The sequence below is a fragment of the Nocardia sp. NPDC005978 genome (genome assembly GCF_040614455.1).
Taxonomy (GTDB): Bacteria; Actinomycetota; Actinomycetes; order Mycobacteriales; family Mycobacteriaceae; genus Nocardia.
Genome location: NZ_JBEXUS010000041.1, coordinates 1 through 22,373, shown reverse-complemented (window position 1 = coordinate 22,373; position 22,373 = coordinate 1). Strand labels below are relative to the sequence as shown.

General features: G+C 67.1%; 23 protein-coding genes. 9 read left to right on the top strand and 14 right to left on the bottom strand.

The features are described 5' to 3' along the window. Window positions 1-36 precede the first annotated feature (36 nt). Both ABZ319_RS20065 and ABZ319_RS20060 read left to right on the top strand, forming a co-directional pair. On the top strand, window positions 37-732 hold the full coding sequence (locus ABZ319_RS20065; RefSeq protein ID WP_354987944.1) for an isochorismatase family protein: 696 nt from the start codon (window positions 37-39) through the stop codon (window positions 730-732). A gap of 179 nt (window positions 733-911) precedes the next feature. Continuing rightward, a complete protein-coding gene (locus ABZ319_RS20060; protein WP_354987943.1) occupies window positions 912-1,259 on the top strand; it encodes a hypothetical protein in 348 nt (115 codons plus the stop codon). A gap of 33 nt (window positions 1,260-1,292) precedes the next feature. Here the strand turns inward: ABZ319_RS20060 and ABZ319_RS20055 are convergent, their stop codons facing one another. Next, window positions 1,293-1,922, bottom strand: a complete 630-nt coding sequence (locus ABZ319_RS20055) for a TetR/AcrR family transcriptional regulator (protein WP_354987942.1) — start codon at window positions 1,920-1,922, stop codon at window positions 1,293-1,295. A 67-nt stretch (window positions 1,923-1,989) separates the two neighbouring features. On the opposite strand from ABZ319_RS20055, the gene ABZ319_RS20050 reads away from it, so the two are divergent. Further along, window positions 1,990-2,847, top strand: coding sequence for an SDR family NAD(P)-dependent oxidoreductase (locus ABZ319_RS20050; RefSeq protein WP_354987941.1), 858 nt, complete (start codon window positions 1,990-1,992; stop codon window positions 2,845-2,847). A gap of 16 nt (window positions 2,848-2,863) precedes the next feature. Here ABZ319_RS20050 and ABZ319_RS20045 read toward each other — a convergent pair whose 3' ends face one another. From ABZ319_RS20045 to ABZ319_RS20005, 9 genes are all read right to left on the bottom strand, one after another. After that, window positions 2,864-4,549, bottom strand: a complete 1,686-nt coding sequence (locus ABZ319_RS20045; RefSeq protein ID WP_354987940.1) for a tetratricopeptide repeat protein — start codon at window positions 4,547-4,549, stop codon at window positions 2,864-2,866. Between the two features lie 353 nt (window positions 4,550-4,902). Further along, a complete protein-coding gene (locus ABZ319_RS20040) occupies window positions 4,903-6,123 on the bottom strand; it encodes a cytochrome P450 (protein ID WP_354987939.1) in 1,221 nt (406 codons plus the stop codon). 12 nt (window positions 6,124-6,135) lie between these two features. After that, the gene (locus ABZ319_RS20035) at window positions 6,136-7,362 is read right to left on the bottom strand and encodes a cytochrome P450 (protein ID WP_354987938.1); all 1,227 of its coding nucleotides are present in this window, start codon (window positions 7,360-7,362) and stop codon (window positions 6,136-6,138) included. Continuing rightward, window positions 7,359-7,913, bottom strand: a complete 555-nt coding sequence (locus ABZ319_RS20030) for an ATP/GTP-binding protein (RefSeq protein WP_354987978.1) — start codon at window positions 7,911-7,913, stop codon at window positions 7,359-7,361. The genes ABZ319_RS20035 and ABZ319_RS20030 overlap by 4 nt, the downstream gene beginning before the upstream one ends. Window positions 7,914-7,959: 46 nt before the next feature. Next, on the bottom strand, window positions 7,960-8,304 hold the full coding sequence (locus ABZ319_RS20025; protein ID WP_354987937.1) for a DUF742 domain-containing protein: 345 nt from the start codon (window positions 8,302-8,304) through the stop codon (window positions 7,960-7,962). Continuing rightward, window positions 8,301-8,750, bottom strand: a complete 450-nt coding sequence (locus ABZ319_RS20020; protein WP_354987936.1) for a roadblock/LC7 domain-containing protein — start codon at window positions 8,748-8,750, stop codon at window positions 8,301-8,303. The genes ABZ319_RS20025 and ABZ319_RS20020 overlap by 4 nt, the downstream gene beginning before the upstream one ends. Beyond that, the gene (locus ABZ319_RS20015; protein WP_354987935.1) at window positions 8,747-10,054 is read right to left on the bottom strand and encodes a sensor histidine kinase; all 1,308 of its coding nucleotides are present in this window, start codon (window positions 10,052-10,054) and stop codon (window positions 8,747-8,749) included. The genes ABZ319_RS20020 and ABZ319_RS20015 overlap by 4 nt, the downstream gene beginning before the upstream one ends. Before the next feature lie 677 nt (window positions 10,055-10,731). Next, complete coding sequence (locus ABZ319_RS20010; RefSeq protein WP_354987934.1) at window positions 10,732-12,213, bottom strand: DUF222 domain-containing protein; 1,482 nt, start codon at window positions 12,211-12,213, stop codon at window positions 10,732-10,734. 128 nt (window positions 12,214-12,341) lie between these two features. Further along, complete coding sequence (locus tag ABZ319_RS20005) at window positions 12,342-12,764, bottom strand: hypothetical protein (RefSeq protein WP_354987933.1); 423 nt, start codon at window positions 12,762-12,764, stop codon at window positions 12,342-12,344. Between the two features lie 146 nt (window positions 12,765-12,910). Between ABZ319_RS20005 and ABZ319_RS20000 the strand changes: the two genes are divergently transcribed. Further along, on the top strand, window positions 12,911-14,959 hold the full coding sequence (locus tag ABZ319_RS20000; protein ID WP_354987932.1) for a M3 family metallopeptidase: 2,049 nt from the start codon (window positions 12,911-12,913) through the stop codon (window positions 14,957-14,959). A gap of 39 nt (window positions 14,960-14,998) precedes the next feature. Here ABZ319_RS20000 and ABZ319_RS19995 read toward each other — a convergent pair whose 3' ends face one another. Together ABZ319_RS19995 and ABZ319_RS19990 are read right to left on the bottom strand one after the other, a co-directional pair. Further along, window positions 14,999-16,156 (bottom strand): hypothetical protein, encoded by a 1,158-nt coding sequence (locus ABZ319_RS19995; RefSeq protein ID WP_354987931.1) that lies wholly within the window; start codon window positions 16,154-16,156, stop codon window positions 14,999-15,001. After that, the gene (locus ABZ319_RS19990; protein WP_354987930.1) at window positions 16,156-17,097 is read right to left on the bottom strand and encodes a metal-dependent hydrolase; all 942 of its coding nucleotides are present in this window, start codon (window positions 17,095-17,097) and stop codon (window positions 16,156-16,158) included. The genes ABZ319_RS19995 and ABZ319_RS19990 overlap by 1 nt, the downstream gene beginning before the upstream one ends. Window positions 17,098-17,266: 169 nt before the next feature. Between ABZ319_RS19990 and ABZ319_RS19985 the strand changes: the two genes are divergently transcribed. Next, window positions 17,267-17,875: a TetR/AcrR family transcriptional regulator gene (locus ABZ319_RS19985; RefSeq protein ID WP_354987929.1), complete on the top strand. Its 609-nt coding sequence runs from the start codon at window positions 17,267-17,269 to the stop codon at window positions 17,873-17,875. A 76-nt stretch (window positions 17,876-17,951) separates the two neighbouring features. After that, window positions 17,952-18,947: an alpha/beta hydrolase family protein gene (locus tag ABZ319_RS19980; protein ID WP_354987928.1), complete on the top strand. Its 996-nt coding sequence runs from the start codon at window positions 17,952-17,954 to the stop codon at window positions 18,945-18,947. Between the two features lie 91 nt (window positions 18,948-19,038). Here ABZ319_RS19980 and ABZ319_RS19975 read toward each other — a convergent pair whose 3' ends face one another. Beyond that, on the bottom strand, window positions 19,039-19,485 hold the full coding sequence (locus ABZ319_RS19975; protein ID WP_354987927.1) for a VOC family protein: 447 nt from the start codon (window positions 19,483-19,485) through the stop codon (window positions 19,039-19,041). A 91-nt stretch (window positions 19,486-19,576) separates the two neighbouring features. Between ABZ319_RS19975 and ABZ319_RS19970 the strand changes: the two genes are divergently transcribed. Further along, the gene (locus ABZ319_RS19970) at window positions 19,577-20,173 is read left to right on the top strand and encodes a TetR/AcrR family transcriptional regulator (RefSeq protein ID WP_354987926.1); all 597 of its coding nucleotides are present in this window, start codon (window positions 19,577-19,579) and stop codon (window positions 20,171-20,173) included. Between the two features lies 1 nt (window position 20,174). Here the strand turns inward: ABZ319_RS19970 and ABZ319_RS19965 are convergent, their stop codons facing one another. Then, window positions 20,175-20,354, bottom strand: coding sequence for a hypothetical protein (locus ABZ319_RS19965; protein WP_354987925.1), 180 nt, complete (start codon window positions 20,352-20,354; stop codon window positions 20,175-20,177). 279 nt (window positions 20,355-20,633) lie between these two features. Between ABZ319_RS19965 and ABZ319_RS19960 the strand changes: the two genes are divergently transcribed. Together ABZ319_RS19960 and ABZ319_RS19955 are read left to right on the top strand one after the other, a co-directional pair. After that, window positions 20,634-20,990 (top strand): hypothetical protein, encoded by a 357-nt coding sequence (locus tag ABZ319_RS19960; protein ID WP_354987924.1) that lies wholly within the window; start codon window positions 20,634-20,636, stop codon window positions 20,988-20,990. Window positions 20,991-21,153: 163 nt separating this feature from the next. Beyond that, window positions 21,154-22,314: an alpha/beta hydrolase family protein gene (locus tag ABZ319_RS19955; protein ID WP_354987923.1), complete on the top strand. Its 1,161-nt coding sequence runs from the start codon at window positions 21,154-21,156 to the stop codon at window positions 22,312-22,314. Window positions 22,315-22,373: the final 59 nt, after the last annotated feature.

Below are 22,373 nucleotides of genomic sequence, written 5' to 3'. Positions count from 1 at the left end.
CGAAGCACGCACGCACCCGACGACCCGGAGGCTGTCTTGCCCATCCCCCCGATCGCGTCCTATGCCATGCCCACCGCCGACGAGGTGGTCCCCAACCAGGTGGACTGGCTGCTCGATCCGGCTCGCTCCGCCCTGCTCATCCACGACATGCAGCAGTACTTCCTCTCGGCCTACGACGCCGAGCAGGAACCGGCCAGCACCCTCGTGCGCAATATCGACACGCTGCGCAGGCGCTGTCACGAACTCGGCATTCCGGTGGTCTACACCATGCAACCGGGCGATCAACATCCCTCGCGGCGCGGCATTCTCGCCGACTTCTGGGGCAGCGGCATGACCGACGGTCCCGACACCGAGGTGGTGGCCGAACTGCCGCCGGACCCGCGCGACATCCAGGTCACCAAATGGCGGTACTCCGCGTTCCAGCGCACCGACCTGCGTGAACTGCTCGGCTACTACCACCGCGACCATCTCATGATCACCGGCGTCTACACCCACATGGGCTGCATGCTCAGTGCCGCCGAGGCTTTCATGACCGATGTGCGCCCTTTCCTGGCCTTGGACGCGACCGCCGATTTCAGCCGTGACGAACACCTCATGGCACTGAACTACGTGGCCCGCCGCTGCGGCACCGTCGAGACCACCGCGGATCTGTTGCGGCAGTTGGGCGGCGCGCCGTTGCCGCAGGCAGCGGTGGATTCCGCGCTCGAATCCGGGGCCGGGCGCCGCGGGTGAACACGCCCGGGCGTCACCGCGTTATCCGCAGCCGATGACCATGATTCGGGCGTTCTGACGGTGGATTTGCCCGAATTCGCAGCGAACCTGAGAGAACTCCTAGGAAACGCTCAGGCTATGACAAGGACGGCACGGCAGTGTGGAGGGAGGTTGAAGACGTCGGCGAAAGAGGTTGCGACATGGTCGAGCTGGAACTCACCGGAACCACCGTGACTGTCCATGTAACCGGAGCCCACCGCGTACTCGCGCTCCGTGAAGAGGTCACCTTCGATCTCTCACAGATCACCTCGATAGCCCTGGCCGGCGTCGACATGCGGCCCCCGTGGTTCCGCGTCGGCGCCTTCTTCCCCGGCGTGATCGCCGCGGGCACCTTCCGCGGCAAGGGCCGCAAGGAGTTCTGGGACACCCTGTTCGGTGGTCATGCCCTGCGCATCGACCTGGCGGGCAACGAGTTCACCCGCCTGGTCATCGACATCGAGGATCCGGACGAGGCGCTGCGCGTCCTGAAATCCGCCGCGGCGGCATAACACCCCATGCACCACCTCACCCGCCCGCCGCACTCATCGAGCGCGGCGGGCCTTGGGGTCGGCCGAGGCCAGTGCGGTGAGATTCGTCAGCAGCTGTTCGCGTAGCACCGGCCAGGCCGGGGACAGTCCCCGCGTGCCCGCGATCGCGGACACCACCACCGTGCCGCGCATGGCCGCCACCGCCGTGAGAAGGAAGTCGCGGAAGCCGGGCAGGGCGCTGTAGGTCGGAAGATGCGCCGCCGCACTCACTTCGACGGCGGCCATGGCGTGCCCGAGCAGTTCCTTGACGCGGGCGGCGATATCCGGATCGGTCCGGGCGGCGTTGAAGACCTCGAAGACCGTTGGCGCGATGGGCAGTTGGTGGGTCGCCCAGAGCTGATCCAGCAGAATCCGCGCGCGAGCCAGCTCGGTGGGCGCGTCCGGCTCGACGCCGAACCCGGCCGCGAGCTGTTCGAGCAGCCGGCCGATCGCGGCGTCGACCAGATCGGCCTTGGTGGGGAAGTAGTGCTGCTGCGCGCCCTGACTGACCCCGGCCCGTTCGGCGACCCCGCGCGTGGTGGTGGCGTAGTAGCCGACCTCGCCCAGGCTCTCGATCGTCGCGTCCAGTAGCGCCGTGACGGTCGCCGCCCGGCGCTCGGCCTGGGTTCGCGCGGGAGTGCTCATCCGGCCGAGTGTAGCTTTTCCAGTCGCGGGACTTGTAAGTCACTCGACTGGTATTTAGGCTTCGGGTATGAAGTCACTCGAAGGCAAGGTCGCCGTCGTCACCGGTGCGGCGTCGGGAATCGGCCGGGCGCTCGCGCTCGAATTGACCCGGCGGGGCGCGCGGGTGGCGATCAGCGATGTCGACACCGCGGGGCTCGCCGAGACCGCGGAGCTGTGCCGGGCGCGGGGGAGCGCCCCGCATTCGCAGCGCCTGGACGTGCGCGACCGCGAGGCCGTGCTGATCTACGCCGACGCGGTCGCCGAGCACTTCGGCACGGTGAACCTGGTGATCAACAATGCCGGGATCACGATCTTCGGCACGGTGCAGGACAGCCCGTTCGCCGATATCGAGAAGGTCATGGACGTCGACTTCTGGGGTGTGGTGAACGGGACGAAAGCCTTTCTCCCGCACCTGATCTCCTCCGGTGACGGACACGTCGTCAACATCTCCAGCATCTTCGGGCTCTTCGGGGTGCCGTCCCAGAGTTCGTACAACGCCGCCAAATTCGCGGTGCGCGGCTTCACCGAGGCACTCCGGCAGGAGATGCTGATGGCCGGCGCGCCGGTCGGGGTCACCTGCGTGCACCCGGGCGGGATCAAGACCAACATCGTGAACAACGCCACGGCCAGCACCGGCGCGAAGATGGACGGCATGCAGGAGCTGTTCGATCGCTTCCTGACCCACACCACCGCCGAATCGGCCGCGCGGACCATCCTGCGCGGGGTCACCGGCGAGCAGGGGCGCGTACTCATCGGCCTGGACGCGCACGTGGTCGATCTCGCCGTGCGCGTGCTGGGGCCGAGCTATCAGCGAGTCTTCTCCGGTGCGGCGAAGCTGCTGCTGCGCCCGCTCACCACTGCCGAAGCGGCACTGAGCAAGAGGTAGCGGCGGTCCCGGCCGGCTAGGCCGGGCAGCAGGGTTCGGCCGGGCCCGCTGTCCGGCAGAAACAGGACGCCCCGATGGGGATGTCCGCCACCGCGGCGGCCAATTGCAACTGCCGGCCGATGATCCGCGCCTCGCCGGATTTGCCGAGCCGGGTGAGGCATTCGTGATAGCCGTGCAGACTCCAGACATTGCCGGGGTGCTGACAGGCGCGGGGCAGGGTGTCGTCCAGCCCGAGGTCGGCGCGGTAGACGGCCTCGGCCTCGGCTACCCGATCCTGTTCCAGCAGCAGCGCGCCGTAGGCGTGCCGGGTGGGCTGCATCCAGCCCCAGGGCTCGTCGTAGGGCAGGCCGTCGTCGAGCTCGACGGATCGGCGCAGCGCCCGGAAAGCGCTGTCGTAGTCGCCTTCCCGGTACCGGAGTTCGCCTTCGAGCATGGCGGCGGCGATGCCGAGCAGATCCAGGCAGGTGTTGTTGAACAGCGTGCGGGTGGCGGGGACGCGAGCGGTCGCCGCGCGCAGGTGCCGCTGCTGATCCAGGGCGGCGGGCAGATCGCCGGTGGCCGCGTACGCGATGCCCTTGCCGTAGTGCAGCATCGCGGTCGTGACGCAGTACAGGTCCGGATCGGTGGGCAGGGGCAGGTCGAGCAGGCGCTCCCAGCGGCCGAAACGAATCAGCACGTGCACGCGCATCGCCAGGAAGCCTTCGAGCCAGTCCGCCATGGGCGGTGACTGCACCAGCAGCAATTCCTCGGGAATCGCGTCCTCGAGGCGGCCTACCGCCGCCAGCGCGGTCTCCGACTGCCCCAGGAACATCGCGCCGTAGATCTCGAAGTGCAGATTGTGCGCGCGGTAGAGGGTGTAGAAATTGATCGCCCCGGCCGCGCGCACGTATTTCTCGTCCGCGCTATAGGCGGACGCGTTCGCCGCGACCACGGCCCGGTAGTCGCCGCACAGCACGTACAGGTGCGAGGGCATGTGCTCGAGGTGCCCGGCATCGGGCACCAGCCCGCGCAGCCGATCCGCCACCGTGAGGGCGGCTTCGGGCGTCGGCGACATCTCCATCAGGTGCAGGTACAGGTGCAGTGCGCCGGGATGGGTGTGCCCGGCCGCGGTCGCGAGCACCGCGTCCAGGGCTGCCCCGGCCTCCTGCGTGTTCGCGCCGGCCACCAGGGCGTGCGAGTCCCCGCCGTCGTCCGGTACCCACAGTCCCCACGGCGTCAGATTCATCAGCGCGTCCGCGAACAGCGCCGCCACATCGAGATCGTCCGGGAATTCCCGGTATACGGCGCGCATGGCCTCGGTGTAGCCGAGATTCCACACCGCGGCATCGCCCTCGGGAGTGCTGCTCGGATAGCGTGCGGCCAGCGCGCCGATGAGCGCGCGTTCCACCGGCGCGGCCCCCGCGGCCAGCGCGACCGCGCGCTGGGCCGCGGCGTGCGTGCGCTCGACCGTGTCGGCCAGCTCCTTCTCGTCGAAGAAATCCCACGGCTTGTTGTAGTTGGGGCCGGACGCGTAGGCGATACCCCAGTACGCCATCGCGCAGCCGGGATCGTGCTCGAGGGCGCGCTCGAAACAGCGCACGGCCTCTTCGTGATTGAAGGCGTAGGTCCACACCAGCCCGCGATCGAACCAGAGCTGCGCGCCCGGGGCGGCGGTGGTCACCGGTCGCGAATAGTTCCCGAGGTCGTAGTAGTCCGCGGTCATGGTCGAAATCGTGCCATCGGCGCGGCGACGCCACGCTGGTAATCCGAAACCTCGCTGACCAGCGGCGTCGGTTAGCACACCGGGCACGCGAACCGACCGACATCCTTCCTGCGTTCGGCAACGAATAGGAAACAGTCGGTCCGGTGATGTCGCCATCGCCGGGCCACGCCGTTCGTACCCGTACCCCTCGTCGTGAAGGAGCAGAACATGATTCCGAATTTCGTCGGTGACCTCGTCTCGGCCGTGAACTCCCTCATCGGGAAGCTCTTCGTGGCCTGACGCGCCACTCGCGCGGACGACTCGGGCCCGGCAGGTTGCCGGGCCCGAGTTGCGTCAGCGACCGAACGTGCGCGTCAGTTCGCGGTCAGGCGCACGGGCAGTTCGCGGTGCCCGTTGGAGATGAACCCGATCACCGGGGCCAGTTCGGCCGGATCGGTGGCGAAGCGCAGCTCCGGAAAGCGCGCGAAGAGCGCGGGCAGCGCGATGGCCGCCTCCAGGCGAGCCAGCGGTGCGCCGATGCAGTGGTGCGCACCGTGTCCGAAGGCCAGGTGATCCTTGTTCACCCGGGTGATGTCGAACGTATCGGCACTCTCGCCGTGCACCTTCGGATCGCGTCCCGCCGCGGCGTAGGAGGCGAGAATGGCCTCGCCCTTGGCGATCCGGACGCCGTCGATCTCGATGTCCTCCACCGCATAGCGCAGCGGCAGGTGCGCGACCGGCGACTCGTAGCGCAGCGTCTCCTCGATCACCGCATCCCAGCTCACCGTGCCGTCCAGCACCGCGGCCAGCTGATCCGGATGCGTGAGCAGCGAGTAGATCGCCTGATCCAGCAGATTCACCGTGGTCTCGTGCCCGGCGTTGATGACGAGCATGAGCGTATCGACCATCTCCTTCTCGGTCAGCCGCTCGCCGTCCTCGTCGCGGGTGGCGATCAGCACGCTGATCATGTCGTCACCGGGATTCTCGCGCTTGTGCGCGACGAGATCCTCGATGAGCCCGAACATTTCGACATAGTTCGCGCCCGCCGCCTCGGGCGTGATCTCGGTATCGAAGAACCGCGCCACGCAGATCCGCAGCGCCGGCTCGCGATCCTCGGGCACGCCCATCAACTCGGTGAGCACCTGAATCGGCACCGGGTACGCGAAACCCTCACGCAAATCCGCGATGTCACCCGCCGGCGTCTCGGCGAGCCGGTCCAGCAGCGTATTCACCAGCTCCTCGATGCGGGGGCGCAGCGCCAGCGTGCGGCGATTGGTGAACGCGGGGGAGACCAGCTTGCGCAGGCGGCGGTGATCGGCGCCGTAGGCGGTGAACATATTGGTCGCCGCCACCCACGGGAACAGCGGCCACTCCGGGGTGACCTCGCCGTTGATGAACGCCGCCCAATGTTGCGCCGGATCCTTGGACACGCGTGGATCGGCCAGCAGGCGCCGGAGAACATCGGCATCGGTCACCGACCAGGCGGGCACGCCCATGAGCTCGACCAGGGTCACCGGTCCGCGCGCACGGATGCGAGCGTTCTCGCCTTGAATGTCGACACCGGTCAGATCCAGCGCCAGGGGTTCGATCGTCACTACGTTGTTCTCCTACTTGACGTTCAACGGCGGGCAGGCCGGAAAAGTGACCGGCAAACCCGCCAGCGCCCGGTGGAAAGGTCCGGGCCGCCAAGACAATTCATCAACCGGAACGGCCAAGCGCAACTCGGGGAGCGCATCGAGCAACTGATCGATGGCCTCCTGGGCGACCAGTGAGGCCACCGATTTCGCCGGGCAGGCGTGCGCGCCCAGGCTCCAGGCCAGATGAGAGCGATTTCCGATGCGCTCGCCGCCCGCGATGGCGGGATCGTTGTTGCATCCGGCGAGACTGATGACGACCGGCTGATGCGCGGGCAGCCATGTATCGCCGACCAGCATCGGCTGACGCGGATAGGAGATCGCGAAGTTCGCCATGGGCGGATCGTTGAACAGCACCTCGTCCAAAGCATCACGCGTGGAGAGACTTCCGCCGAGCACGTCACCGGCGAAGCGATCATCGGTGAGGATCAGGCGCAGCGTGTTGATGATCAGGTTCTGTTGCGGCTCCAGGCCCGCGCCGTAGATGCTGATGATGTTCGCCAGCATCTCGGTATCGTCGAGACCGGCATCGTGCTGCAGCAGCCGGGTCACCATGTCGTTGCCGGGTTCGCGGCGCTTGAGATCGATCAGCTCGAGCAGCGCGCCGCTGAGCGTCTGCATGCCGAGTTCGGCGTTCTCGTCCACCGAGTCGAACAGCGCCGCCATACCCGCCGCCACTCGCTGCCCGATTTCCGGTGGGCAGCCGAGCATTTCGTTCAGTCCGGCGAACACGAGCGGGAAGGCGTACTGGCTGATCAACTCGGCTGTACCGGTGGCGCAGAAGGTATTGATCAGCGGGATCGCCTCGCGCTCGACGATCGCGTGCAGGCCGTGCAGATCCACCCCGTCCACCGCGCTGACATTGGCCTGGCGGTAACGCCAGTGCGCCGCACCGGCATTGCGCAGGACATTGGGGTACCACTCCATCATCGGCTTGACGGGGCAGTCGGCCGGAATGTCCTGCTGCCAGATACGTGGATCAGCGGGGAAGTGCTCGGGATCGTTGAGAATCCGCACCGCGTCGTGATAGCCGATCACCAGGGTCGCGGTGATTCCCGGTGCGAGCTCCACCGGCACCAGAGAGCCGAAGCTAGCGCGCATTTCGCGATACCAGCGGTGCGGATCAGCGGCGAACTCCGGGTCGTACAGCGCGAAGCGGGTACCGTCGACGAGCGGCGCCGGGCCGGTCGAAGTGGTCAAATGCGTGACTCCTGACGCGAGTGGAACAGGTATTCGACGAGAGTGATGAGCGACTCCACACAGGTGCGGCGATCGCGAGCATCCAGGGCGGTCAGGGGGGTGTCCTCGGCGAGATCGAGCGCATCGCGCACCTCGGCGAGCGGAAAACGCTGTGCGCCTTCGAATTGATTGACCGCCACCGCGTAGGGCACCCCGCGCTGTTCCAGCACCGAGAGCACCTCGTCGGACTGTTCTATGCGCCGGGTGTCCACCAGCACCAGCGCGCCGAGTGCGCCCAGTGCCAGTTCCTCCCACAGCGGGACGAAGCGCTGCTGGCCGGGAGTGCCGAAGAGGTACAGGGCCAATTGCGGATTGAGCGTGATGCGGCCGAAATCCATGGCGACCGTCGTGGTCGTCTTGTTCCGGAGGCCGGCCAGATCATCGACGCCGACACTGGCTTCGGTGATGGTTTCCTCGGTGCGCAACGGCTTGATCTCCGAAACACTGCCGACGAACGTTGTCTTGCCGACCCCGAAACTGCCGGCTACCAGTAGCTTCACCGATTTGACGATGGTATTGGGCAGATATTCGATGCCCGATGCGTGCGGTTGATCGGACTCAGACCGCAAGGGCGCGAAGCCCATTCAGTACCTCTTCTAGAAGGCTGACGTCCGGCAGGGTGTGTGCGGGCGTCCGGGTTATCAGGTGACCGCTGTCGATCAAATCGGCGACGACGATCTTCACCACCGAGGGCGGCAGGTCGAGATGGGCGGCGATCTCCGCCAGCGACAACGCACTTCGGCACAGCGCGAAAATGCGCCGGGCATCGGGTGAACCACCCTGCATGGGCGTATCGGCGGCGACGATCACCGTCACCAGGTCCAGAACCCGGGTGGGACGCGAACGCCCACCCGTGCGCACGTAAGCCCGGACCAGATCCGGATCACGCCGCGGTCCGGTCATGGGCGGGCGCCGCCTCGCGGTATCGCGCCGAGCTCGTGCCCGACCCGACCGGCGAGTTCGTTGAGCCGGTGCGCGACCAGCGCCACATCCACCTCCGCGGTGGTGGAGACGCCGATGACAGCGCCTTCACCGGCGGCGGTAATGAAGATCATGCCGTCGTCGTACTCGGTGACATTCTGGCGCACGTTGTCCTGCGGGCCACCGCAGAATTCGGAGAGCGCCTTGCCGAGCGAGCGCAGTCCCGAAGCGGCCGCGGCGAAGCGTTCGGCATTGTCCTTGCTGATATTGCCCGAGTGCGCGATGCGCAGGCCGTCCTCGGACAGCAGCACGCCGAAACGCACACCGGGGATATCCAATTCGGCCAATAGCCAGCCCAGCCGATTGGAGCCGTCCACGGGGTTCGCGGCCGCCGCGTTGTGCGCGTCGGTCACTGTCGGTGAATTCACGAGATCTTCCCTTCGGTCTGGTCGGCTTCGGCGGCGGCGACACGGCCGCTGACCGAACCGCTGTGCCATGCCACCGCGATATCGGGCCGGGCGAGTTGCAGAGTGGGAGCGGGCGCGGGAGCGGAATGCAGCACGGGCGCTTGCGAGCCCGTCTGCACCACCGTGCGCCGCCGCCGGCGAGCGAGACCGCTGGCGGTGAGAGCCGCGGCGACTTCGGCGTCCTCGACGAGCTGTTCATCCACCTGCACGGGAGCCTGCGGGATCACCACGGGCTGTTCCTTGACGTCTTGCGGTGCGACGAGCAGGGTTTCGGGGATGTAGACCATCGCCCGCACACCGCCGTACGCATTGGGTGCGTCCACGTAGACATTGAATCCATATCGTCGAGCCAGAGCCGCGATACTGGGGAATCCGATCTTGGGTGCGGGGCCCAATTCGAGAATGTCGACAGCGCGCTCACCGGCGAGTACGCGGCGCGCATCCTCGAGCTGCTCGGGATTCATCCGCACGCCCGCGTCATCGATCAGAATCGTGACGCCGTGGTGGCCCTCTTGAAAACTGATGTCCACGAACGACGTCGGGGGCGAATAGCGCAGAGCATTGTCCAGCAGCGTCGCCACCGTGTGCACCAGCGGCTCGACCACGCGACTCGACACCACGCGATCCGCCTGCGTGGTGCGAACCCGCAGGTAATCGCGCACGCGGCCGGTAGCGCCGCCCACGACATCGGTGACCGACTGCTGCGGCCAGCGGCGACCGGGGAGCCCGCCGCTGACGATCACGTAGGACTGCGCCTGCCGAATCATCTGCTGCACACTGTGGTCGATGCGAATGAGGGTTTCGTAGACGGCGTCATCGCGATGCTCGCGCAACGCCGCGCTCACCACCTTGCCGACGTCGGCGCCGAGACTCACGACGGACGTGCCGAACGAGCGCACGGCCGCGCCCGTCACATCCTGCGAAGCACGCTGCGCGTCAGCGCGAACCGTGTGCTCCGCGTTGATGATTGCCTGCTGAGCTTGGCTTTCGATTTCGCGTCGTGCCTGATCAGCGGATTCAGCGCAGAGCATGCGCAAGTCATCGGCGTGATACTGAACAGCCTGGCGCAGCGTGCCGATGAAGGGCGAATTCTCCAGAGCGGGGCCCAGTTCGGGAGCGGTGATCGGCAGGCCCGGGCGGCGAATCGCCTCGGTCACGGAGGGGAGGGTCTTGCGGACAACTTGGTCGAGTAGGTTTTCCCACTCAGCGGTACGGGCTTCGAGCTCGTCGACGCGCTCGGTCTCTCTTCGCCATCGCACCGCCACGTAGGCCGCCGCCCCGACGGCGAGTACGAGCAAGGGCGCCAATATCCATAGAAACAACACGGCCATAGAGGTTTTCGTCAATCCTGTCGGCTATACCCGGGGGCGGACGCGCGGGCTTCGGCAGCGCGACCGTAGCTGACAACATACCTATTTCGTTATCCAAGCGACACTTTCAAATGCAACCCCCGCAAAGTGGGGCCTCGCGGTTGGGGGAGATTGGGTGGTGGGAGTGGGTGTCGGGGGTGAGTGAAGAAAGGCGAAGGCGTCTGGAGGGTCGGGGGTGGGGTGGTTGCCGGGTGCGGTCCCGGGTCTGCCGGGTCGATAGGGGATTGGGGGCTTGGGATGCGTGGCTGACTCCGGGGGCTATCGGAGCGTTGGGAGATTGGCTGAGTTGGGGGACGACTGGATAACGCGAACCAGCGGGGTGCGGTGGGGGAGGCCGGGCTGGGGTTCCAGCTCTCCCGCAGCAGAGCAGCCTGGATAACGAGAACCAGCGTTGTCACGTTCGGTTTTGACGCTGCGGTGGGGTGCCCTACCGCAGGAAGAGCAGCCTGGATAACGGAGTAGCAGCGTGGACCGGTTGGGAGACTCGACGGCGGTACCAGCCCTCCCAGGCCGATAAACGGGATCCACCACCGGTGGGGGTTGGGCTTGGGTTTCGGCTGTAGGGCAGCGCTCTAGCAGAGTCGCCGCGCCGGGATACCCGGGATCCCCGAGGGACCGCGCACTTGCGGGTGATGACTGAAATTCACCCGGGGTCTGCGAGCGGGGTCGATGTGGGGTGGTGGTATCCACCCGGTTTTGCCCGGATTCTCCGAATCGGGCGGCATGACGATCGTTTTCCAGCCGTTCGGGCCGGTGTTGACCTGGGCGTGGCAGGCATCGCACGCGAAGGTCAGGTTCTCGATGTCCGTTTCGCCACCATCGGCCCACTCGGTGATGTGGTGGACCGCTGAGCGGGTGGCGGGGGCGTCGCATCCGGGGCGAGTGCACCCGCGCTCGACCGCGGTGAGTGCCAGGCGCTGCTCTGCCGATGCCAGGCGTTGACCACGGGAGAGGTGCAGGGGACGGCCGGTGGCATCCACGATCACCAGGTACGGGGTCGACCGCGCGGCCAACTTGATCGCCTCGGTGATCGAGAGCGTCCCACCGGTGTTCGTGGTAGCCAGCCCGGTCCGCTGCTCCAGGTCCGTCAACCGCATGGTGACGACCGTCGAGACCGGCAGCCCACGGTGATACCCGAGCTTGGTCGGTCCCATGTCCGGCTGCAGGAACCGCAGCAACGCATCGTGATTGCGCTGGGCCTCGCTGCGGTGATCACGCTTGGCAGCAGCCCGCAACACGTTCCGAGCAGCGACGGTGGCAGCATCCAAGTCGCTGTCGTCGGCGTCGGTTTCGGTGTCGATCCCGAGTTGCGCGGTGGTGTGCGGGCTCTCGGGGTCATCGGGGTTGCACATGCCGGGGCGGGCGAACTTGGCGAACATGGGCAGGAACACCGCACCCAACTCCGGGGTCAGCAGACCCGAGATCGGGAACATCCCATCCGCACGTTGACGCCCGATGCAGATCCCGCGCATCCGTTGCCGATCCCGATCAGCGATCAACACCCCACCCGGGTCGATATGGGCCAGGGCCCGGACCCCGAGGGTCGTCACACCCTTCGGGTCACCGATGCGGGCGTAGTCGGTCAAAGATTGTTCGGTGAAGTCTTTGACTTCCGCGCTCGCGCGTTCGGGAATCCGATCGAGGACCTTCACGATCGCCTGCACATGCTCGGCGGAAATCTCCCCGGCACGCTGGGCGGCGGCGATGTGCGGGAATACCGGCGGGCGCTGAACCGATCCTTCGGACACGGCCGAGAGCCGGTCCGCGTTCCGCACCCGGGCCGCGGCATCGAAGTGGGAGATCCGCAAGGTCTGTTGCAGGAACACGATCAGACTCTTCACTCCGGCCTGCGTGTTCAACCCCCGCACACCGCATTCGAGGACGAAGCGTTGCTTCACCGCTTCGAGCATGCGGAAACTGGTCTCGAGTTCCTGCATCTTCTCGATGAACTCGGCATCGGGCAGCGAGAACAGAGGCGATTCGAGCAGGTTTTCCACAATGGCAGCGTGTGCGGTGACACTCTGCGCGATGGTGGTTTCCCCTCCCGAATTCATACCCCTATTCTACTCCTCGATAGCACCCCGCAATAGCCCAATCCCATTGTGATACAACAATCTTCAGATTGTCTGCGCAATCGCATTGTGCCCGTTTCGTCGCTATCGAGCTGAATGCGGCCCTACCCTCACATATCGTGCCACCGGACGTCGGTTGCCAGCTCCAGCCAGGGCAGGTTGTACATCCTCGTGATGGCTTCTGGGCTGATCAAGCCGCTGGCACAGGGCTGTTGGAACCAGCCGACAGTCAGGTGCGTGTACACCCAGTCCTCGGTGTTGTTCGAAGTGCAGGGGCCGTGGAACCTCCCGACGCATTGCACATGAGGCAAATACTCGCGCCCATTTTCAATAATTCGCTCGGGCGGCACAACGTGAATTCGCTGATCGCCGTTGCCGGTCATTCGGCCGAGCCTCTCGATCACGCGATCGTTGAAACGTTCGTCGGGCCTGCCCTCGATGACGCCACCGTAGGTCATTCCGATATCGAGGTGCCGCAGGCTCAGTGTGCCGACCGCGATGTCGATCGAGCACAGTTCGAAAGGTCGTTCCACGAAGCTCCTGAGTCCGGGGGGGGTACGGCGGCGATCGGGTGATCGATGCCTCGCAGGAGGTATTGGCCGAAGCGACCCACGCGTTAGCAGCACCGGCCTTTCGCCGGCCCCGACCCACCCCACCCCGGCAACCTAAGGTGGGATCCATGACGAGCAACCCGTTCTTCGAGCGCAGCACGCTCCCGTACAAGCTTCCGGATTTCGCGGTCATCGACGAGGAGCACTACCTGCCCGCGTTCGAGCGGGGGATGGCCGTGCAGCTGGTCGAGGTCGCGGCCATCACCCGGACCGGGGACGCGCCCACCTTCGGGAATACCATCGAGGCCCTGGAGCGGTCGGGTGCGGTGCTCACCCGCGTCGCGAACGTGTTCTTCAATCGCGCCTCCTCGGATTCGAGTAAGCGGATCGAGGAGATCGAGGCCGAGGTCTCGCCGTTGCTCGCGGCGCATCGGGACGCCGTCTACCTGGATCCGGAACTCTTCGAACGGGTCGAGGCCCTGTACGCCGAACGGGACCGGCTCGGGCTCGATCCCGAAGAGGCCCGGCTGCTCGAGCAGTATCACCTGAAGTTCGTGCGGGCGGGGGCGCGGCTGGACGCGGCGCAGCAGGCCCGGCTGCGGGAGCTGAACGCCGAACTGGCAGCCGCCAGTACCGAATTCGGGCAGAACAACCTGGCGGCCACCAACGCCGCGACGCTCGTGCTCGACAGTGCGGCGGAACTCGCCGGGCTGGGAGCCGCGGCGGTCGCGGCCGCCGCCGAGAACGCGCGTTCGCTCGGGCACGCCGGAAAGTGGGCGCTGAGCCTGCAGAACGTGTCGAACCAGCCGATCCTGGCCGAGCTCGCCGATCCGAGCGTGCGGGAGCGGGTCATGTCCGCGTCCCTCGGGCGCGGGCTGGGGGACAACGGGAACAACGGCGTGCTCGCGGTGCGAATGGCTGCCATTCGGGCCGAGCGGGCCGCGCTGCTGGGGTACGCCGATCACGCCTCGTACGCGGTCGCGGATCAGACCGCCAAGACCGCTCCCGCGGTGGAGGAGATGCTGGCGCGACTGGTGCCGCCCGCGGTCGCCAACGCCGAGCGGGAGGCGGGGGACCTCGCCGCGGCCATGCGGGCCGACGCGGGGGAGCAGGCCGAGCTGCGGTCGTGGGACTGGCAGTTCTGGTCGGAAAGGGTGCGGGCCGAACGGTTCTCGGTCGACGCCGAGGCACTGCGGCCCTACCTCGAACTCGAGCGGGTGCTGTGGGACGGGGTGTTCTTCGCGGCCGAGCTGGCGTACGGCATCACCGTGCGGGAGCGTCCGGACCTGCGCGGATACCACCCGGAAGTCCGGGTTTTCGAGGTGTTCGACGCGGACGGCACGGCGCTGGGACTGTTCCTCGGCGACTTCTTCAAGCGCCCCTCCAAGCGCGGCGGGGCGTGGATGAACGAGCTGGTCAGCCAGTCGCGGCTGCTCGGGCAGCTGCCGGTGGTGGTCAACAACCTCAACATCGGCAAGCCACCGGAAGGTGAACCGGCACTGCTGACCTGGGACAACGTCCGCACGCTGTTCCACGAGTTCGGGCACGCCCTGCACGGGCTGTTCTCCGACGTCCGCTTCCCGTTCTTCTCCGGCACCGAGGTGCCGCGCGACTTCGTCGAGTTCCCGTCGCAGGTCAACGAGATGTGGATGTCGCATCCGCGGGTACTGGTCAACTACGCCAAGCACGTCGAGACCGGCGAGCCGATTCCAGCCGAGCTGCTCGAGCGCCTGGCCGCCGCCGAGCAGTTCGGGGAAGGATTCCGCACCGTCGAATACCTGGCCGCGACCCTGCTGGACTGGGCCTGGCACCGGCTGCCCGAGGCCGACGCCTCGGCGGGCATCGACGCGGAGACCTTCGAGGAGCAGGCGCTTCGCAAAGCGGGACTCGCGCTTTCGGCGATTCCGCCGCGCTACCGCACCGGCTACTTCGCCCATATCTTCGCCGGCGGCTACGGCGCGGGCTACTACTCCTACATCTGGAGCGAGGTGCTCGACGCGGACACCGTCCAGTGGTTCGAGGACGGGACCGCTTCGCTGCGGGAGAAGGGTGAGACCTTCCGGCGCGAATTGCTCTCGCGCGGTGGCTCTGTCGACCCGCTGACCGCGTTCGCGGCGTTCCGGGGCCGGGCGCCGGAGATCGAGCCGCTGCTGGTCCGGCGCGGGCTCACGGTCTGACCGATCGGGCCCGGCGCGACGCCGGGCCCGATCGCATCATCAAGCGACGCTGGAGCTTTCGGCGTCGGGCGCGGCGGGAACCGCCGCGGGGGACTGCTCGCGGGGAATCGTCCAGACCGCGGCGACGCAGCCGATGGCGACCACGAAGCAGGCCAGGGTGAACCACAGGTTGCCGATCGGATCGCCGTTGGCGGTCCGCCCGTCCACCGCGTCGAAGAAGTCCGGCAGCGCGGTGATCCAGAAAATCGCGAAGACGACCAGGTACAGCGCGCTGTAGATCTGCACGAAGCGGTTCGTGTACGCGGGGATGCCCGAGGATCCGCCGCGCAGAATTCGCCACTGGCGGAACAGGATCGGGATGGCGACCGCCGCGATCAGCACCAGCTCCGCCGCGTAGATGACCCCGCGGACCGTGGTGCTGCCCATGCCGATCACCGTCGCGGGCAGCGGCAGAATGAAGGTGCCCAGCGAGGCCAGCAGGCCGATGACCACCGTGCGCCACACCAATTGCAGACCCGTGAAGTGCTGACCCGCGTCCACCTGACGGCCGACGAACCAGCGGACGCAGAACGCCAGCGACATCGGCCACAGCGCGGCGAAGACCACGACGCTGGGCAGCGGCACCGAATCGAAGAACGGCGCGTTGATGGGATTGTCGAGAGACCATTCCCACCAGCGCAATTGCGGTCCGATGTGATCGAAGATCTCGTAGAACGCGTGGTGCACGAAGCCGACGCAGGCGGCGCCGAGCAGCGGGCCGTAGCGGTGGAACACCCCGAGCATGCGCACGATCTCGTACGCCACCGTCGCCATGAACGGATAGATCGCGATGATGTAGAGCGGTAGTCGGCCCCACATGAACTCCACCGTGAACACGTTGTGCGCGAACATGGTGTCCACGTGCTCTTCGATGCCGAAGGCCGCGGGGAAGTACAGCGGCGGCTCGATGATGAACAGGTAGGCGGTGGCGCCGAACCACAGCACGAGGTTGGTCGGATCGCCGTTGCGGCGCAGTCGAATCACGGCCCATACCAGCGCCAGGATCGAGCCGAGCACGATGGTCAGCTCGAGCACCGGGAGCGTCCAGTTCTCCAGGTGCAGCGGACTGCGGAGCTCGAAGAGCCCGCCGGCTTCCTCACATGTGAAGCCGAGTGCCTTCGACAGTTCGTCGAAGGTGGGGGTACAGCGATCGGACATCAGCGCACCTCGGTCTTGGTGCTGCCGGCCTCGGCCGTATACCACTGCGTCACATCGTATCCGGCCTCGTAGCGCTCGAACCACACGTCCGCGAGCGCGGGCAGGGCCTCGTGCTTGGGGTTGTGCTTGGGCAGCTGGCTGCGGATCACCCCGCGCAGCGCGATGAGCTGCTCACGCAGGTTCAGGTCGTCGAACGCGCGCGGCATCGGGCCGAAGTCCTGGGCCTCGAGCCAGGGCGCGATCCGGCGCAGGCGCTGCATGTGGCGGTACGAGGCGAACATGGCCATGGCGTCGACGCCGCGATCCTCCAGCGGCACATGCTTGTTGAAGCCCTCGCACGCGATCCGGATGACGTCCATGACGTGCTTGAAGATCGACGGGGCCTTGCGCATGCGGTAGAGGTCGCTGCCCACCAGCGAGTCGAAGATGATGAGCGCGGAACTGCGGTGCTCGACCTCCTCGACGAAATGCCAGATGAACAGCGAGGACACGCGGTCGTCGCCGGGGGCGAACAGCGTCGAGTCGTTGTCGAGCATCAGTTTGAAGACCGAGGTGAAGGTGGCCTCGAGGTCCGCGGTGTACGCGAGCCGGTACTCCAGCGGGGTGTTCTTCACCAGCAGGTCGAACTCGCCGACCACCTGGTCCAGGGTTTCCTGCAGCCCGGGCCAGCGCTTGATCAGCCCGCGCACGTGGCCGCGGTGCGCGGTCGAGTGCTGGCCCTCCTGGCGCATGAACGCGTCGGCCTCCTCGGCCACTTCGGCGTCTGTGAACTTGGGCTTGGCCTGCAGGATCGTCTTCACGATCATCTTCTCGAAGCCGATGGCCAGGAACGAGACCGCGTTCGCCATGGCGGAGAAGGCCGGGTTCTCCTCGTTCCACAGGAACGGCACGTCGTGGTCTTCGAACGCGAAGGTCAGCTTGCGCACTATCAGATCGGTCATTGTCGGCGGTACCTCGTCTTTCCCGACGTGGGTTGGGCTGCTGGCTCGGCTCGGATAGTCCGAATCAACGCGACCATACACGGAACGTCTGATGTGTATGATAACAATCGGCGGGGCCGAGCAGAATCCCCGAAACCGCGAACCGCATTCGCCCTGGTAGCGTCGGGCAGTGGCGAGAAGGCGCGGGTGGGGCGGGAGCCCGCCGGAGAACGACGACGAGGCATCGCGCCGAATCGTTGCTGCGGCAGTGGAATTGATCGGCCGCACGGGGGCCGAGATCAGCATCGCCGACGTGGCGGAGTCGCTGGGGGTCATCCGGCAGACCGTGTACCGGTACTTCCCGAGCGCGGACGCCCTCATGCAGGCTTCGGCCATCGCCTCGGTCGACGGCTTCCTGGACCGGCTCACGGCGCAGGTGCGCGGCATCGAGGATCCCGCCGAGGCCATGACCGAGGCGATCGTGTTCACCCTCGCCGAAGTCCGCCGCACCCCGCATCTGGGCATCATGCTCTCGGCCACCTCGGTCAACGCCCATCCCGAGGGGATGACCTCCGAGGCGGCGCAGCAGTTCGGCATGGAGATGATCGGGCGGTTCGATGTGGACTGGGAACACTTCGGCTACGACGAATCCTCGCTGAACGGACTCGTCGAATACGCGCTGCGCACCATGCAATCCTTCTTCATATCCCCCGGAAATCCACCGCGCACCGAGGACGAACTCCGGGTATATCTGCGCCGCTGGATGGGCACAGCGATCATGGCGCAACTGTCGGTATAAACAGATTGGGCTGAGCGACAGCGCAATTCGGCCGGATTCGGTATTTTTACCGGGATACGAGGTGGGAGGTATTCCGGTGGGAACGACAACTCGGAACGGGCCGTCACGCGGCGGCCGGGGGTGGATGTACCGCGCCGGAACCGTGCTCGCGGCGGGCGTTCTCGCCACCACCATCGGCGCCGGAACCGCGATCGCCGCACCCGCGCACGGCCCGGTCCTGCGCACGCCCAAGGGCGGCTACCAGGAGCTCTGGGTGCCCTCGAGCATGGGATCGATCAAGGTCCAGGTGCAGTGGGCGGCGCGCGGCGGCAGCTCGGCGCTCTATCTGCTGGACGGACTGCGCGCGCCCGGGGACCACAGCCAGTGGGTCAGCGACACCGACGCCCTGCGCCAATTCGCCGGCGACAATGTGACCCTGGTTTTCCCGGTCGGCGGGCACTCCAGCTTCTATACCGATTGGAAGCGCCCGAGTAGCACCAACAAGCAGGGCACCACCTATCGGTGGGAGACCTTCCTGACCAAGGAACTGCCGAATTTCCTTGCAAAATACGGGGTTTCGCGCACCAATAACGCCATTGCCGGCGCGTCCATGGGCGGCAATGCCGCGCTGATCCTGGCGGCCAATCATCGCGATCAGTTCAAGTTCGCGGGGTCGTACTCCGGCTATGTGAATCCGACCTTCCCGGCCTGGAGCGAAGGCATGCGCGCGGCCATGTGGGACGAGGGCCGATTCAACGTCGACGACATGTGGGGCCCGGCCTCCGATCCCGCGTGGTCGCGCAACGACGCGACCGTGCAGGCCGAGCGGCTGCGCGGGCTCCCGACCTACGTCTGGTCCGGAAACGGGGTGCCCGGCCCCGCTGATCTGCGCTTCGGTTTCGGCAACACCATCAACGCCATGGGGCTCGAGACCATGACCATGGCCGCGGCCCAGATCTTCAAGGGCCGGGTGAACGCGCTCGGACTCGGCGCTCGGGTGGACATCGGGCAGGGCACGCACACCTGGCCGTACTGGGAGCAGGCCCTGCGGACCTCGCGGCCGATGATCCTGAACGCGCTCGGCGTGGGCTGAGCGGTACCCCGCACACCGGCTCTGCTCGACCGTGGCCCCGCCGAGTACGGGGTCGCGGTCCTCGATACGGCGGCCGGCGATACGGCGGCGATTACCGCGCGCCGAAACGTTCGGCGGAGTACTCGGCGTCGAACTGCTCGACGAACTCGCCCGCGGGCGGGATCTCGGTGATGACGTCGATCAGCAGGCCGTTGGGGTCGGCCACGATGAAGTGCCGCTGGCCGAACTCCTCGCTGCGCAGGATCTGTTCGGCGGGCAGCCCGCCCCGCACGACCAGGCGCTCCCATTCGGCGTCCACGTCCTCGACCTCGAAGTTGAGGATCAGGCCGGCGGTGGGGGTGCGGTACTTCTCGGGAACGCTGGGGTGCGTCGGATCGAGCAGGGCCAGTTCGTAGGTCCTGTCGTCGGCCGTGCGGCGCAGGCTCACGTACCAGTCCGCTTCGAAGGTGATGTCGAAGCCGAACCACGCGGTGTAGAAGTCGCGGGATTCCGCGACGCGGGTGGTGCCGATTACCGGGTAGAAGCTGCTGAGTTTCACTGTGTCGCCTTTCGGGCCCCGTGTTCACATACCGTTGGTACGTGAGCTACGCTAGCTGACATTCCATCGGTATGTCAACGGAGGGTTCGGGATGGCGAGCGAGCTGCGCAACCGGCAGCGGGAGCAGACACGGCGCACGCTGCTGGACGAGAGCAGGCGCCTGTTCGCGGCGAAGGGCTATGCCGCGGTGGGGCTTTCGGAGATCACGGCCGCGGCGGGGGTGACCAAGGGCGCGCTGTACCACAACTTCGCCAGCAAGACCGAGCTGTTCCGGGCGGTGCTGCAGGAGGTCCAGGACGAGGTGGGGGAGCGGGTCGCGGCGGTGGCCGACGCCCGGACCGAGCCGTGGGATCAGCTGGTCGCCGGGTGCGAGGCGTTCCTGACCACGTGCACCGATCCGGAGATTCAGCGCATCATGCTCATCGACGGGCCGGCCGTACTGGGCTGGAGGGAATGGCGAGCCATGGACGAGGGCGCGTCGGCGCGGCATCTACACGAGGCGCTGAGCGGTTTGGTCGCGGCGGGCGTGATCGCGCCGCAGCCGATCCCGCCGCTCACCCATCTGCTGTCTGGCGCCATGAACGAGGCCGCCATGTGGCTGGCCGACGCGTCCGAGCCGAATGCGCTGGCGGACACCATATCCGCGTTGCGCAGGCTGCTCGACTCGGTGCGTTCGGGTTCGAAGTGAATCAGGCCGCGCGGCCGGTCGAGCTGTCGTGCTCGCCGTGATCGCGCCCCGCGAGCTCGTCGCGCAGGGCCTGATGCTTGCGGCACAGCCGCCACAGGCCGGTGCGGGCGAAAGCGGGGTCCAGGCGCTGGACGAAGGTGAGGTTTTCCTGCCGCCAGCAGTCGTGGCACTTGTCGTTCATCGCGGCCTCCTTCGTATCCTCGGCGTCGTTGCCTCGGGATCGAGTGCCTGATGAATTCCCCACGCGGGCGCGCTCACTCGTCCCCGCACGTACCGGTTCAGCCACAAGTGGGTTTCACCTCGCAGCGGCACTGCGGTCTGTTTTCGCGGCCCGTATAGCGTTCGCGCGTATCGACGTTGCCACGCGCGGGAGCGCGTGCCAGCCTGGTGGGAGCGGGATTGCCGGGGTCGGTGCGGGTTGTTCGGCCGGTCGCCGGGATAAGTGCGCGAGGAGGAAGTCGTGGGTCATCGGGCGGAGCTCGACGGGGTTGCCGGGTTGCTGGTCGCCATCGAATTCGCCGACGACGCGCACCGGGCGCTCGGGGTGCGCTGGTCGCCCGCCGCACCCGCGCACAAGAAGCTCGAATACGCGCGCGTCTTCCTGGTGCCGGTGACGCCCGAACCCGACCGCGTGTACCTCGAACTGGTGGACGGACTGCCCCGGGCCTCGGTGTCGCTGCCCGAATCCCTGCCCGCCGGTGAGTATGTCATCGAGGTCGACGCCTACGGCAGCGCGAGCTGGGGTGACGGCCGGCTGGACGCGCACGGGCGCAGTGCGTGTTTCACCGTCGGAACGCCGTTGCACCGGGCGGGCTGAGAGCGCGGGTCGCGGCGGGGTTCGCGCGGCCCGTATTCGTTGCGAACCCCGCGCGAGGGCGCGTTATGCTGCTCGGCGAGATCCGCCGCGGTGTCGAACACGCGCGGGTGGGTGTGGGGAGCGGCCGGAGTCTGGGCCGCACAACGGAAAGGCATAACAGGATATGGGTGGCGTAGCTGTGCGAGGGGCGCGCTCGCGCCGACACAGATTCCGGGGAGGGTGGGTCAAGCGCAGCGTCGTCGGCGTCGCGGTGGCCGCGTTGCTACCGTTCGGGGCGTCGGTGGCAGTGGTGGTTCCCGCTGCGGCGGAAGAGAATCCGGCGGCCTTCGACTTCCTGGTCGACTCCAGCATGGGGCAGGTCAAGACGCGCATCGTGCGCGCGGCCGACGGCAACACCGATCGGGTGGTCTACCTACTCGACGGCGAGCGCGCGCTGAGCACCATGAACGGCTGGGAGATTCACACCGACATCCCGGCCGAGCTGGCCAAGTTCAACATCAATGTGGTCATGCCGGTCGGCGGTCAGTCCAGCTTCTACGCGGACTGGCAGGAGCCGAGTCAGATTCTCGGGAACACCGACGCGGGCGGGCTGCTCGGCTCGGATTCCGGGTCGGCGGTCTCGGGCTGGGACGATCAGCAGGGCAAGTCGAGCACGTACAAGTGGGAGACCTTCCTGACCAAGGACTTGAAGAGCGCGCTGCGGGATCGACTGGGGTTCAGCACGACTCGCAACGGGGTGTTCGGACTGTCCATGGGCGGCAGCGCCGCGCTGCTGCTGGCCGCGTACTACCCCGAGCAGTTCGTGTACGCGGGCTCGCTCTCGGGATACCTGTACATGTCGGCGCCGGGGATGCGCGAGGCGCTGCGCCTGGCCATGCTCGCCGCGGGCGGCTACAACATCGACAACCTGGCGGCCGCGGGCAGCCCGGAGTGGAAGCGCCTGGACCCGTACGGTTTCGCGGCGCAGCTGCAGGCCAACGGGACCCGCCTGTACATCGGGTCGGGCAGCGCCCAGCCGGCGTCGCAGGACCTGTCCTCGTTCGACGCGGTCACCCTGGGCATGCCGCTCGAGGCCATCGCGCTGGCCAACACCAAGGCGTTCCAGACCAAGCTGGCCGATCTCGGCTACGACAACGTCAGCTACGACTTCCCCAGTCTGGGCCTGCACAACTGGGGCAACTGGGAGCAGATGGCCAAGCGGATGATTCCGGATATGGCCTCCCGGATCGGCAAGCCGCTGCCCGCGGGACAGAAGCCCCCGGGTGAGGGTCAGCCGCCGGGCGAGGGCCCGCCGCCCGGTGAGGGGCAGCAGCCGCCGAAGTAGGCGCAGGCCGGCTGTACCGGAACGAAAAGAGCCGCCGCCGTTCGATATCGAACGGCGGC